At 64.6% G+C, this 13,020-nt stretch carries 13 protein-coding genes and 1 pseudogene; 2 read left to right on the top strand and 12 right to left on the bottom strand.

Features of this window, described 5'->3' with window-relative positions; translation table 11 throughout:
* Window positions 1–44: 44 nt before the first annotated feature.
* The 4 genes from ABRP28_RS12790 to ABRP28_RS12775 are packed head-to-tail and all read right to left on the bottom strand — an operon-like array spanning window position 45 to window position 4,320.
* Entirely contained in the window at window positions 45–962 is a 918-nt protein-coding gene (locus tag ABRP28_RS12790) for a carbohydrate ABC transporter permease (protein WP_350005716.1), read from the bottom strand.
* A 40-nt stretch (window positions 963–1,002) separates the two neighbouring features.
* Window positions 1,003–1,923: a sugar ABC transporter permease gene (locus ABRP28_RS12785; protein WP_350005718.1), complete on the bottom strand. Its 921-nt coding sequence runs from the start codon at window positions 1,921–1,923 to the stop codon at window positions 1,003–1,005.
* On the bottom strand, window positions 1,920–3,287 hold the full coding sequence (locus tag ABRP28_RS12780) for a sugar ABC transporter substrate-binding protein (protein ID WP_374152851.1): 1,368 nt from the start codon (window positions 3,285–3,287) through the stop codon (window positions 1,920–1,922). The genes ABRP28_RS12785 and ABRP28_RS12780 overlap by 4 nt, the downstream gene beginning before the upstream one ends.
* A 37-nt stretch (window positions 3,288–3,324) precedes the next feature.
* The gene (locus ABRP28_RS12775; RefSeq protein ID WP_350005722.1) at window positions 3,325–4,320 is read right to left on the bottom strand and encodes a LacI family DNA-binding transcriptional regulator; all 996 of its coding nucleotides are present in this window, start codon (window positions 4,318–4,320) and stop codon (window positions 3,325–3,327) included.
* Window positions 4,321–4,501: 181 nt separating this feature from the next.
* Here ABRP28_RS12775 and ABRP28_RS12770 point away from each other — a divergent pair.
* A pseudogene (locus ABRP28_RS12770) lies at window positions 4,502–4,684 on the top strand (carbohydrate ABC transporter substrate-binding protein); the annotation flags it as partial.
* Between the two features lie 97 nt (window positions 4,685–4,781).
* On the opposite strand, the gene ABRP28_RS12765 reads toward ABRP28_RS12770, so the two are convergent.
* The 5 genes from ABRP28_RS12765 to ABRP28_RS12745 form a co-directional block, all read right to left on the bottom strand.
* Window positions 4,782–5,894, bottom strand: a complete 1,113-nt coding sequence (locus tag ABRP28_RS12765) for a dipeptide epimerase (protein WP_350005724.1) — start codon at window positions 5,892–5,894, stop codon at window positions 4,782–4,784.
* 73 nt (window positions 5,895–5,967) lie between these two features.
* Entirely contained in the window at window positions 5,968–6,774 is an 807-nt protein-coding gene (locus ABRP28_RS12760; RefSeq protein ID WP_350005726.1) for an amino acid ABC transporter ATP-binding protein, read from the bottom strand.
* Window positions 6,771–7,784 carry an amino acid ABC transporter permease gene (locus ABRP28_RS12755; protein WP_350005728.1) on the bottom strand — a complete coding sequence of 338 codons (1,014 nt, stop codon included), beginning with the start codon at window positions 7,782–7,784 and terminating at the stop codon, window positions 6,771–6,773. The genes ABRP28_RS12760 and ABRP28_RS12755 overlap by 4 nt, the downstream gene beginning before the upstream one ends.
* Window positions 7,781–8,722 (bottom strand): ABC transporter substrate-binding protein, encoded by a 942-nt coding sequence (locus ABRP28_RS12750; RefSeq protein ID WP_350005730.1) that lies wholly within the window; start codon window positions 8,720–8,722, stop codon window positions 7,781–7,783. Before ABRP28_RS12750 ends, ABRP28_RS12755 begins: the two co-directional genes overlap by 4 nt.
* A gap of 22 nt (window positions 8,723–8,744) precedes the next feature.
* Window positions 8,745–9,611 (bottom strand): hypothetical protein, encoded by an 867-nt coding sequence (locus tag ABRP28_RS12745; RefSeq protein WP_350005732.1) that lies wholly within the window; start codon window positions 9,609–9,611, stop codon window positions 8,745–8,747.
* A gap of 104 nt (window positions 9,612–9,715) precedes the next feature.
* Between ABRP28_RS12745 and ABRP28_RS12740 the strand changes: the two genes are divergently transcribed.
* A complete protein-coding gene (locus tag ABRP28_RS12740; protein ID WP_350005734.1) occupies window positions 9,716–11,314 on the top strand; it encodes a helix-turn-helix domain-containing protein in 1,599 nt (532 codons plus the stop codon).
* 5 nt (window positions 11,315–11,319) lie between these two features.
* On the opposite strand, the gene ABRP28_RS12735 is transcribed toward ABRP28_RS12740, so the two are convergent.
* From ABRP28_RS12735 to ABRP28_RS12725, 3 genes are all read right to left on the bottom strand, one after another.
* Complete coding sequence (locus ABRP28_RS12735) at window positions 11,320–12,348, bottom strand: ornithine cyclodeaminase (protein ID WP_350005736.1); 1,029 nt, start codon at window positions 12,346–12,348, stop codon at window positions 11,320–11,322.
* 170 nt (window positions 12,349–12,518) lie between these two features.
* Entirely contained in the window at window positions 12,519–12,800 is a 282-nt protein-coding gene (locus ABRP28_RS12730) for an Lrp/AsnC ligand binding domain-containing protein (protein WP_350005738.1), read from the bottom strand.
* A complete protein-coding gene (locus tag ABRP28_RS12725) occupies window positions 12,704–12,949 on the bottom strand; it encodes an Lrp/AsnC family transcriptional regulator (RefSeq protein WP_374152850.1) in 246 nt (81 codons plus the stop codon). The genes ABRP28_RS12730 and ABRP28_RS12725 overlap by 97 nt, the downstream gene beginning before the upstream one ends.
* Window positions 12,950–13,020 lie beyond the last annotated feature (71 nt).

Here is a 13,020-nt window from a genome sequence, read left to right as displayed (position 1 = left end):
TTGCTTTCTTGGGTTGCTTCGGCGGCGCAGGAGGATGTCTGCGCTTAGCCTTTGACGGCGCCGGCTACGAGGCCGCGCACGTAGTAGCGCTGGACCGCGGCGTACAGGATGATGCAGGGGAGCATGAGCAGGACGGCCCCTGCGATGACGTAGCCGTGGTTCACCACGCCGAACGCGCCGGAGGCGAGGTTCTGAACGGCGACGGGCAGGGTGAACAGTTCCTGTCTGGTGAGGAACGTCAACGCACCCAGGAAGTCCCCCCATCCGCCGAGGAAGGCGAAAAGGAACACCGTGACGGCGCCCGGGACAATCATGGGCCGCAGCACGGAAAGCAGGATCCTGAGCGGACCAGCACCGTCGATCCGTGCTGCCTCAACAACTTCCTTGGGGATCTGGGCGAAGGAGTTCCGCATCAGGAAGACACCGAAGGGCAGGTTGAAGGTGATGTGGAAAACGATGATCCCGGCCAGTGAGTCCGTGAGGCCAAGCGCGTTCATCTCCAGGAAGAGCGGCGTCAGGATGGCCTGGAACGGGACCATCATGGTCAGCAGGATGAGCGCGAACGCAATGTTGGACCCCTTGAACGGGAAGTTCACCAGCGCGTAGGCGGCCAGGGTGGTGGTGATGACGCTGAACGCGGCGGCGCCCAGGGCAATGGCCAGGCTGTTCCAGATGTAGGACCCTGCCCCGATGTTGGCAATGAGCCCCGTGTAGTTTTCGAAGGTCAGGTTGTCGAATGACTGCTCCGATGACGGGGCCGCGATCTGGGATCCTGGCTGCAGGGACCGGAGGAAGGACCACGCCACGGGGATGACAAAAGCGATGGACACTGCGGTGCCGATGACCGCGTAGATGGCGGTCCTCAACCGGGCAGCTGTCCGTGCCCGGGAGGCAGCGGGGGGTGTGGTGGGGCGGGGCTTGTGCTGCGTCACCTGCGGCGGCGCTTCGACGGACGTTGTCATGGCATCTCCTGTTCGGGGCTGGGCCAAAGAAGTGGGTGGGTCAGTCCTCGCGCATGACGCGGAACTGGATGAGCGTGAGGATCGCCGCGATGATGACCACCACGAAGGACAGGGCGGTTGCGTAACCCACCTGCAGGTCGCCGAAGGCTTTGTTGTAGACGTAGAGCATCACGGTCAGCGTGCCGGTTCCCGGGCCGCCGCCGGTGATGATGAAGAACTGCGTGAAGGCCAGGATGGCCCCGATGAATCCCATGACAGTCAGGAGCCCCAGGTAGCGCTTGACCAGCGGGACCGTGACCTGGAATTCCTGTTGCCACCGTCCCGCGCCGTCGATCTGCGCTGATTCGTACAGTTCGTCCGGGATGCCCTGCATGCCGGACATGAGGATGATCATGGCGAACCCGGACCCAACGTAGGCACCCAGCAGGACTATCAGGACCGTGGCGCTGGTTGCGTCCAGAAGCCAGGGAGTAGGCGCAGAGGTGATGCCGAGACCCAGCAGGACCTGGTCCAGCACGCCGCTGTCCGGCCGGAACTCCAGCAGGGCAACGAAGCTGAATGACGTGATGCCGATGACGTAGGGAAGGAATACGGCGGTACGGATGAGTCCGGCACCTCTCCGGTTGGAGCGGACCAGCACGGCGAGCAGGTAGCCGACCACCACCCCCAGCACGGTGGAGACCACCGCAAAAAGGAGCGTGTAGAGGATGGATCCCCAGAAGGTGGTGTCAGTGAAGGCAGTGAGGTAGTTTTCGACGCCGGTGAATTCAACGTCGCCAACGAGCGGCCAGTTGGTCATTGAGATGACCACCGCGAACAGCAGCGGAAAGATGACAAAGGCGACGACGAGGAGCATCGCCGGCGCGATCATGAGCATCCCGGTATAGGAATCGCGGCGCGAGGCAGGCCTCGGGGCGCGCGTGCGCTTGTTCCGGCTGAGGGAGGGGGTTGTGGTGGTCATGCCTGGTTCACCTTCAAAACTCGGGCGGTTTCCTGATGCCCGCGGTAGAGGATGTCCTCCATCGCCTCCTGGCCGAAGACTGCTTCGCGGAACATCGCAAGCCACGGTGACTGTACGGTGTTGGTGAGCTGTGTATAGAGCGTTGTGGGAGCGGCGAACCCGTCGTTCATCCGTTCCATGCCCGGGACCATCAGCGGGAATTTCTCGCTGAAATCCGTCTCCAGGATGTCGCTGCGGACTGGGTACCAGCCCAGCGCCGCCAGCTCCGACTGCTGTTCAAGTTCACCCACGAAGCGGATGAAGTCCCACGCCGCCCCAGGATTGGGGGCACCCCGGGGGATGGACAGCACCGCCCCGCCGGAAAACTGGGAAAAGTTTCCGTCCGGCCCGGGAAAGGCACTGACGCCGAGCTTGTCCAGGAACTCCGGCTTGGCGCTGCCCACTACCAGGTCGTAGGACCCGGGAAACAGTCCCACGGTTCCGGCCAGGAAGTCCTGGCCCCAGGCCGCTCCGGAATCTGCTGCTGCCCCTGGTTGCGAGAGGCCCTTCCTGTGGAATTCCCGGTAAAGTTCCAGGGTCCGGCGGAGCGGATCATTGCCCAGCACGGCAGCTTGTTGCCGGCCCAATGGCCCGTCGTAGAAAGGGCTTTGGTCTGCCCAGAAGTGCGGCTGGATGACGTAGCCCAGGATGCCGGCGGAGTTGCCGGTGAAGGTCACTCCGGAGACGCCGTCGATCCCCTGCAGGGCCGCGGCATGCTGCAGGTACTCCGCGAAATTACCGGGCCCTTGCTCAGGGTCCAGTCCGGCTTTGGCGTAGAGCTCTTTGTTCCAGAAAAGCTGGGAGACGTTGGAAAGGGCCGGGAGCCCGTAGATCTTTCCCTCGTAGGAGGCCACGTCAAGGAGTGGCTTGTTGAGGTGGGCGGCGTAGGGGAGTTCCGTCACCAGGGAGGTGAGGTCCGTGAAGGCTTCCCTGGTGGTGAATACCGGACTTGTGACGGAATCGGGGGCCACAACGTCCGGAACGGCGCCGCTCCGGATGGAGGTGGCGAGCTTTGTTGTCATCTGCCCCTCAGGCAGCACCGTGAGCTGGATCCGCACTGCCTGCTGGGCCTGGTGGTATTTGTCCACGATGAGCTGCGCCGGTTTGAACGCCGTGCTTCGGCACCAGAACCGGATGGTGCCGGAGGGGTTTCTTCCGAAGCCGGCGGCGGTGACGTTGGCTTCCGGCAGCACGGCCGAACATCCCGTCAGGCCAAGGGCCGCGGCCGCGGCTCCAAGGGTAAGAACGGAACGCCGGCTGGGGCCGCTGATGCCGTCGGCGCGGCGTTTTTGGGCGCGCTGAAGGGAGGGTGGTGGGTACATCATTGTTCCCTCGTGTTCTGTAGGGGGTGAGTGGAAGGGGCTAGGTGGAGTCGCGCACGATGAGCTGGCAGGGCAGCGCGTCTATTCCGGGCCTGGAATTTCCGGTGATGGCTTCGAGGACGCGTGCTCCTGCCGCGCGGCCCAGTTCTTCGAGGTTCATGTCGATGGTGGTCAGGGCTGGGCGGCTGTTCAGGGCCGCTGCTGCCCAGTTGTCAAAGCCGATGATTGAGACGTCATGGGGCACAACGATGTTTGCCTCGCGCAAGCCATCGGCTACGCCGCGGGCGATTTCGTCGCTGCCGCAGAGCACCATGTCCACGGGCTCCACCCGCTGGCGGAGCATCTGGGCTGCCTGCCTGCCCCACGCCTCGGACCAGTTTCCGTACAGTGCACGGTCGCCCACGAGGGTGAGCCCGAAGGTCGGGGCGTGTTCCTGTACGGCCTGGGCGCGGATCCGGGCAGAGTAGTCCTGGCGGGGGCCCGCCACGTAGGCGATGTTCTGGTGCCCCAGGTTGGCTGCATGCTCCAGGGCCAGGAGCATGCCCTGGACCTGGTCCACCACCACTGACATGTCTTCGGGGTCTGAAGACTGTCCCATGACATAGACGATTGGTACCGATGTCTTGGGCAGGGGGGCGCGCGGGCCCGTGTGGTTGGTCATGACGACGATGCCGTCGACATTCCGCGAGGCGAGCGTTTCAACACAGTGGCGCTCGCGGACCAGGTCACCCCGCGAATTGCTGATGAGCACCGAGGCCTGGTCAGGGCCGAATGAATCCTCGAGACCGTACATCACCGGAATGCTGAAGCGCCCGATGTCATCCGAGGTAACCAGGCCTATGGTGATCACCCCGCCGCTGCTGCTTTCGGTGGGCAGGGTTTCGAAGCCGAGCTTGTGTGCTGCAGCCAGGACCCTGTCCCGGGTATCTTCCCGGAGTTGGCCCCGGTTGTTCAGCGCCTTGGAGACCGTGCCAACTGACACGCCCGAGGCGTTGGCGACGTCGGCCAAGGTAACCCGGCGGGAAGGAAAGCTCACGGTGCTCCTGAAATGAAGGGATGTAATCGCGAACCAAGCCTATGTTGCTGCAATTTTCCTGTCAACGGAAATGTTTCTGGATATTTCCGGCAACGACTGATACGTTTCACAACGTGTAACCCACGTCACCTCACAGAGGAATGTCCGACCATCAGGCAACACATTGAGCAAGGAGGCTCCCATGATCAACCGAAGGCATTTCCTCACCACCGTGGCTGTCGGCACCGCATTTGCCGCAGCTTTGGCCGCGTGCGGCACGGGATCCAGCACCAGCGCTGGAGAGACGCGCTCCGCGGAGGACCCGGTCACCATTAACTACACCTGGTGGGGCAACGATGACCGGGCGGAGCGTACCCGCAAGGCCAAAACCCAAGACCTCATCAAGCAAAACGCCTGATCCAGCGCTGACCCCGGCGGCCGGAACGTGCCGCCGGGAGGATAGCGCTGCCCTCCCATATCCATCAGGCAGTTACCTCGCACTCGCTTACTGTCAGGTCGGCCAGGACATCGAGGTCCACGTCAACGCCCAGCCCCGGGCCCTCGCCCACGTGGACTTCGGGCAGGACGTAGGCCAAGTTGCCGGGTTCCCGGGCGAACTTCACCGGGCCTGAGAGTTCAGTGGACACAATGTTGGGGTGGGACAGGGCCAGGTGGAACCCGGCGGACGAGGCGATGCTGGTCTCCAGCATGGAACCGATCTGGACCTTCAGGCCGCCGAGTTCGGCCTGCGTGGCCAGGCGGTGGCAGGGCGTGATTCCCCCGCTCTTCATCAGTTTGAGGTTCACCATGTCCACTGAACGGTCCCGGACAAACCGGACCAGGTCGGCGGCGTCCACCACTGATTCATCGGCCATGAGCCGGGCACCGGTGGCCTGGCGCAGCAGCCTGAAACCGTCGATGTCGTCGGCGTGGAGCGGCTGTTCCACCCAGTCGATCCCGTACGGTTCCAAAGCCCGGATCATTTCCCTAGCGGTGGCGGGATCGGACCACCCCTGGTTGGCGTCCACCCGGATGGCCAGGTCCGTGCCGATTGCTGCCCGGACGGCCCGCACACGTTCAACATCCAGGCCGTCACCGCCGCCGAGCTTCATCTTGAGGTGGCGAAAACCCTGGCTCCGGGCCTGCACTGCCTGTTCGGCCAGGGCCTCCGGGGCGAGGATACTCATCACGCGGGCGATGGTGGGGTGTTCCGGACGGCGCCCGCCCAGCAGGCTGTAGATGGGGCGGTTGGCCGCCTTCCCGGCCAGGTCCCAGCAGGCAATGTCGACGGCGGCCTTCGCGGCTCCGCAGCCTTTAAGCGCCTTGTTGAGGTGCTGGTGGACGGCAGTGATGTCGCGGGGGTCCAGCCCCATCACCGCCGGAATCAGCTCCGTCCGCAGTGCTTCAACCGTCCCGGTGGGCGTCTCTCCGGTGATGTGCCCGTCCGGAACGCTTTCGCCGTAACCGGTCAGGCCGTCGTCGGTCTCCAACGTGAGGATGATGCTGGGCATGGAGGCGTAGCTGTCATAGGAAACCACGAACGGTTCCAGTAGTGGAAGGTCGATAAGGGTGATGGTGGCGCGGGATATCTTCACGGCAAGGCTCACAGTTCACAGAAGGCGGACGGTTCGTAGGGAAGGGCGGTTGAGGGGACAGGCGAAGCGGGGACTACATCACGCTTTCGAGGAAGGAGATGGTCCGGGGGTTTTGCGGGTTGTCCAGCACGTCTTCGGGGGCGCCGGACTCCACCACCACGCCGCCGTCCATGAACACCACGCTGTCGCCGGCCCCGCGTGCGAAGCCGATCTCGTGGGTGACAACGATCATGGTCATTCCGTCCGCTGCCAGGGTGCGCATCACGTCCAGGACATCTCCCACCAGTTCGGGGTCAAGGGCGCTGGTTGGCTCATCGAACAGGAGCAGCTGGGGGTCCATGGCAAGGGCGCGGGCTATGGCGACGCGCTGCTGCTGACCGCCCGAAAGCTGCGCCGGATAGGCCTTGGCCAGGTGGGCCAGCCCCACCCGGTCCAGCAGTTCCATCCCGCGCTTGACTGCCTCTGCCTTGGGGACCCTTTTGACGCCCACCGGGGCGGCCCAGATGTTCTCCAGGGCCGTCATGTGGGGGAAGAGGTTGAAGCGCTGGAACACCATTCCGATGCCGCGGCGCTGCCTGGCCACCTCGCGGGGGCTCATCTCGAAGATTTTGTCCTGGCGCTGCGCATAGCCGATCAGATCCCCCGCAACGGAGATCCGGCCGCCGTCGATCCTTTCCAGGTGGTTGATGCACCGGAGGAAGGTGGACTTGCCTGAACCGGAGGGGCCCAGGAGGCACATGACTTCGCCGCTGTTGACGGTCAGGGAGATGCCTTTGAGGACCTCGACGCCGCCGTAGTGCTTCCGGACGTTGCTGGCCACGAGGAGCGGCTGCGCTGCCGGGCGGTGGCCAGGCTTGGGAGAAACCAGTGCCTCGGTCATGACTGGTGTCCTTTCGATGCTGTGGGGGCCGAACCGGGGGCCGTTGCCGTATCCGGGGCCGGCTGTTTTCCGAGCATGGCCCTGATCCTGGCCAGGGGAGTGGGCGCCTGCTGCCGGGCGTTGCCGCGGCCGTAGTGGCGCTCCAGGTAGTACTGGGGGACAGACAATGCGGAGGTGAGGAAGAGGTACCAGCAGCTGACCACGATGAGGAGTTCCACCTGGCGCAGGTTCTGGGAAGAGATCTGGGTGGCCACGGTGTAGAGCTCCAGCACCGCGATGACGGAGAGCAGTGACGTGTTCTTGAGCATCGAGATGGTCTCGTTGCCCATCGGCGGGATGATGACCCGCATGGCCTGCGGCAGGACCACCCGGAACAGGGTGAACGTAGGAGACATTCCCAGGGAGGAGGCGGCTTCGTGCTGGCCGGAGTCGACGGACAGCATTCCCCCGCGGATGATTTCCGCGGAATAGGCGGCCTGGTTCAGGGTCATGGCCAGCAGTCCGGCCGTGAAGGCCGGAACCAGGGTGTTGGTGTCCACGGAGAAGACCGTGAAATCCGTAAAAGGGATGCCCAGCGAGATCTGTGAATAGAGCAGCCCGAGGTAGCCCCAGAACACCACCTGGATCAGCAGCGGAGTGCCCCGGAAAACCCAGACGTAGAACCAGGCGAAGGCGTTCATGACGGGATTCCTGGACAGCCGCATCACCGCGAGGAATACGCCCAGGACTGTGGACACCACCATGGAGACAACTGTGAGGACAATGGTCAGGCCCACGCCCCCGAGGATCCGGGGATGGAACAGGTAAGTGCCAATGGTGCCGTGGTCGATGTTCGGGTTGGTCCACAGCGAAGACGCCAGCGCGGCGGCGCTCAGGGCGAGCAGCGCTGCTCCCACCCAGCGCCAGGGGTGCCGGAGGGGAACGGCTACGACGTCGTCCTGGCCGCCGCCGCCGGCAGGCGCGGTACCGGGGGCAGCAGGCTGTCGAGGTGTTGTGACGGCGGGGGTCATGGCTTGGTACCGCCCAGGTTCAGCCCTGTTTCCTTGACCGTGTAGTCGGAGAGGTTGTATTTGGCCAGGATCTGGTCGTAGGTGCCGTCGGCGATAAGCGACTGGAGGGCGGCGAGCAACGCTTTCGAGAGCTCCGCGTCCTTCTTGAGCACGCCGATGCCGGTGTAGACGGGGTTGTATCCGGCCGGGTTGGCGGGGTCCTTGACGAGGTCAAAGATCTTCCCGTCGCCTGCGGTCGTGGCGGCATAGGCTGCCACGGCGGAATCGACGACGTCGGCCGCGGCCTTTCCGGACCGGACGGCTGTCTGGACATCCGTCTCCAGCGGGAGTTCGGAAACCCTGATGGGCTTGGATCCTTTGTCCAGGCACTGCTGCTCGTACGTGCGGAGGATTTCTGCCTGGACGGTGGCCTTCTGCACGGCGACGTCTTTGTCGCAGAGGTCCAGGACGGTGGTGATGTTCCCAGGGTTTCCTTCGGGAACCAGGATGGAGAATCCCGCGTGGAAGTAGTCCACGAAGTCCAGGGTTTCCTGGCGCTCGGGCGTATCGTTCATCCCGGACATGATGATGTCGTTCTTCCCTGACTGCAGCGAGGGGATGATGCTGTCGAACGCCTGGGTCTGGAGTTCCAGCCGCACGCCGAGCTTGGCTCCGAGGGCCTGGGCAAGATCGTAGTCCAGGCCCGTGAGCTGCTGGTTCTCGTCGAACATCTCCATGGGCGGATAGGGAATGTCGGAGGCGACGTTGATGACGCCGGCGCTCTTGTAGCGCTCGGGCAGGGCGGCGGCGGCCGCGGGATCCACGGCGCCTTCGGAGAAGGGGTTGGAGTTGCTGGCAGGTGTTGTCTCTGCCGAGCAGGCTGCCAGGCCTGTCGCCAGGGCGAGGCCGGCGGCCATGACGGCGGTGCGGGCCGTTACTGAACGGGGTGTGATGCGCATTGGTACTCCTCTTGGGGTGGGGTTAGGCCTGGCCGGCCGGGGCGAGCCGGTACCAGCCGCCGCGGGTGACGCCGGATGCCTGGCGTCCCGAGGCGAAAGCGGATTCGAAAATCTCCCTCAGCAGCACGCGCCACTGGGCGGCGGCGTCGGGGTTGGAGCTGCGGAGCGCCACGATGTCCTTGGGGGCGCGGCACCAGAGGGTTCCGTCGGATTGCAGGAGGACGGGCAGCGAGTCGGGGCCGTATTGGAGAACGTCGGCCAGGTGGGCAGGCGGAAGTTCGATCTCGGCCTGGATCCCCAGCCCGGCATCCGTGCTCCGCTGGGAGGACAGCGGCCAGACGGCCACCAGCCGGTCGCTTTCATCGTTGGCGTTGATGTCGTCCTGCATCTCGCCGTAGAAGTTGCGGGCGTACTCCGATGCGTGCGCTCCCAGCTTGGTGAGGTTGAAGCGGGCGTTCCGGCTGACCAGCGGGTCAAAGGTCCAGGTCATGGTCTCAATGCCCCGGGCCAGCGACCAGGCCCGCTGGTGTTGCTTGAGGGCGAAGCCGACGCCCTTGTCCCCGGTGCCGGGAAGCACGCCGGCAATCAGCGAGTATGTGGACCGTCCCCCCGGCGAGACGATGCCCACCGCGGCCCCGCACAGCTGGCCTGCCTGGTTGTAGGCGGCGGACACGTTGCAGCCGGCATGGGAGATGCTGCGCAGGAGGTCGAAGGGGATAGGTGCCCCGTGCGGCGACATGCCCCAGATGGCAATGAGCAGTGCTTCCACGTCCCGCAGCCGGTCGCGGTCGTGTTCGTCCACCACCAGGACACCGGCCCTGGAGGCTGCTGCGGTTGCTGATTCTGCGGCCTGAAGGGCGGCCGGGCCAGCATCAAGAGTAAGTGACATGCGTCAACTATCTGTTGTGCCAGCGGGCAGGGGCTTCAGTGCAGCCAACGAAGGTTCCATGCCTTTGTTGTGTTCCAGCACTACGAGTGGAAAGCTTTGGCGTTATGACCGAGGCCACGCAGCTCAACAGCAGCATCCACCTGCCCCACCTGCTGGAGATGCTCCAGGACACCGGGCTGGTCCTTGGCTCAAGGGCGGCGCCGCCCAGGGTGTCCCTGATGAGCCCTTCCCTCTATGACCCCTTCGGGCCGCTTGAAGGGCTGCCCGGCGGCATTTTGCTCGGGATTGGGCTGCACCCCGCGGAACCGGATACCGCCGGCGTGATCCGGGATGCAGCGGCAGCCGGCTTTGCTGCCGTGGTGGTCAAGAAGCTCCAGCAGGACGTCGGACACCTCGCAGGCGTGGCGGACGATGCCGGCATTGCCCTCCTGGTGGTGGACGACGACGTGCGGTGGCGGCATCTGAACGCGCTCCTGGACTCCGCGCTCAACGCCTCGGCGGATGCCGGCAGCACGGTCTCGCCGCTGGGAGTGGGGGATCTTTTCGCGCTGGCAAACGCCATCGCGGCGATGGTCGGAGGCGCCACCACCATTGAGAACCTGCAGGAACAGGTGCTGGCGTACTCCACGCTTGAGGACCAGCCGATCGATGAGGACCGCCGCAGGGGAATCCTTGGCCGGCAGGTTCCCTACCTGCCGGAGAACGCCGGCCAGTATGCCGCGGTGTTCCGGTCCTCCGGCGCAGTCCGGATCGAGGGCGTCCGCCCGGCCATGGACAGGCTGGCGATAGCGGTCCGGGCCGGGAAGGAGCCCCTGGGGTCAATCTGGGTTGTCGATGTGGATGGAGACCTGGACAGTGACGCCGAACAGGCCCTGGAACGTGCCGCGGACATCGCGGCGCTCCATATGCTCCGCGCCCGCAGCAGCCATGATCTTGCGCGCCAGCAGCGGGCGGAGTTGCTGCGCAGGCTCCTCGAAGGAGGGGACGACGCCGTCCTGGTTTCAGAACAGCTGGGGCTGCGGCACTCGGGCCCCTTCGCCGTCGTCGCATTCCAGCCGGAAGCTGGGCAGGCAGCCGAGACCACACTGGTCCGGATTGCGGACCTGGTGACCACGCAGTGTGAAGCCCACGGCCAGGGCGCCCAGTGTGTGCAGGTGGGTCCCACCATCTACGCGATATTTCCGGCGGCGGCCGGGCCTTCCCTGGGCTCGATCGAAGCCCTCGCCCGGCGGCTCAACGATCGTGCCCGCGCATCGCTGGGAGTGGAGATGCGGGCGGCGGCGGGTCCCGCCGTCGGCACCGTCTCGGAAATCAGCCGTTCACGGCATGACGCTGACCTTGTCCTGCTGATGCTCGCCTCGGACGGCTCCCCGGGCACCTACGCCAGTGCAGGGGAGGTCCGCAGCCGCCTCACCCTCCTGGAGTTGGCTGCGACGTTCCGGAAGTCGCCGCACCTTCTGTCCGCTGCCGCACGGAGGATCAAAGAGTACGACGCCGAGTACGGCACCGGATACGCGCTGACGCTGCGGACCTACCTGGACTGCTCCCGCGATTCCGCAAGGACGGCGGCAGCGTTGTCCCTGCACCAGAACACACTCCGGTACCGCCTCAAGCGCCTGCGAGACCTTTTCGGCGTGGATCTGGACCAGCCTGAGGACACGCTGGTGCTGTGGCTGGGCCTGCACGTGCTCGAGCTGAACTAGCCGGGCTAGCCAACCGGCGAGAGCGCGCCCACTAGGCCGAAAAGGTCTTTAGGGTCCTCCGGGCTGGCCACGAGGTCGATCTCCTCGAAGAAGTCGGACCCCTGCACGGCATCCCGCGCATAGCGGAGGGCGGAGAAGTCCTCAATGGCGAAGCCGACAGAGTCGAAGATGGTGACCTGATCAGGCGCTGTCCGGCCATCAGCTTTCCCGGCCAGGACCTGCCAGAACTCAGTCACGGGAAAGTCCGCCGGCATCTGCTGAATCTCGCCTTCGATCCGGGTCTGCGGGGTGAACTCAACGAACACCTCACCGAGTTCCAGGATGGCGGCGTCCAGTTCGGTCTTTCCCGGGCAGTCCCCGCCGATGGCGTTGATGTGGACCCCTGGACGGATCAGGTCGGCGCTGAGGATGGTGGCGTTGGCCTTGTCCGCGGTGCAGGTGGTGATGACGTCCGCACCCTGGACGGCGTCGGCTGCCGAGGACGCGGTGTAGACGTCAAAACCCAGCGGTGCCACGTTGCGGACGAGTTTCTCCATGGCGGCCTTGTCAGTGTCCCAGACCCTGACGGTGGTGATTCTGAGGGCTGCCTTGAACGCCAGTGCCTGGAACTCCGACTGGCTTCCCGTGCCGATCATTGCCATGACAGCGGAGCCGGGGCGCGCAAGCTTTCTGGCCACCATGCCGGAAGTAGCTGCCGTCCGCAGGGCTGTCAGCAGTGTCATCTCGGTCAGGAAGGTGGGGTAGCCGTTGTGGACGTCCGCCAGCACTCCGAAGGCGGTCACGGTCTGGAAGCCGCGGGAAGGGTTGGAGGGGTGGCCGTTGACGTATTTGAAGCCATAGGTTTCGTGGTCGCTGGTGGGCATGAGTTCGATGACGCCGAACGGAGTGTGGCTGGCCACCCGGGGAGCCTTATCGAAGGATTCCCAACGGCGGAAGTCGTCCTCCAGGTAGTCCATCAACTCCGAGATGATGGTTTCCGTTCCCGTGCGGGCGGCCCACCGCACCATGTTGCGAACATCGACAAAACGCGTCATTGCGCTCCTTTTTCCGTGTGAACAGTCTGATGTCCTCACGGTATTGGTCGCCAATATGCAACCGCAATGAGCGATACGCCTGCCTTTTGCTAAGAAGTTGCCCACTTTGTCGGGGCAGTTTTTGCACTTTGCAAGAACAGACGCCGCAGCGGGTTCTGCCGGGGCGGGTGCTACCTCAGGACGGAGCTGAGCAGCAGGCTTGTTTCGCTATTCACGATCCCGTCTACGTTGCGGATCCTGCCAAGGACGTTGTCGAAGCCGCCGAGGTCTTCGGTGGCCAGTTCGGCCACGAGGTCCCAGCCTCCGTTGGTGGTGTGGAGTGCCGTGATTTCAGGGAAACCCCGGAGTTCGCGGATTACTTTGTTGGCGGACCGGCCCTCCACCTCGATGAGGGTGACAGCGCGGATGGTGAGCGGATCCACTTCATCCCGGACCCTCGCGGTGAATCCCACGATGGTTCCGGAGGTGAGAAGCCGGTCCAGCCGGTGTTCACAGTTGCCCTGGCAACACCGAGCTGGCGCGCGAGGCTGGCAACGGAGGCGCGGCCATCCTCCCGGAGGGCAGAAAGAAGCTGGCGGTCCAGATCGGTGAGGGTGATCATGGACATAATGTATAACCGGGTTCAGCAATATGCGCTTTTCCTGCTGAAAAAGAAGGCGATTCCGTCATTGA

This window comes from Pseudarthrobacter sp. WHRI 8279 (assembly GCF_040224115.2).
GTDB lineage: Bacteria > Actinomycetota > Actinomycetes > Actinomycetales > Micrococcaceae > Arthrobacter.
Note: the sequence above shows the minus strand (reverse complement) of the source record. Positions and strands in the feature narration are given on the sequence as shown.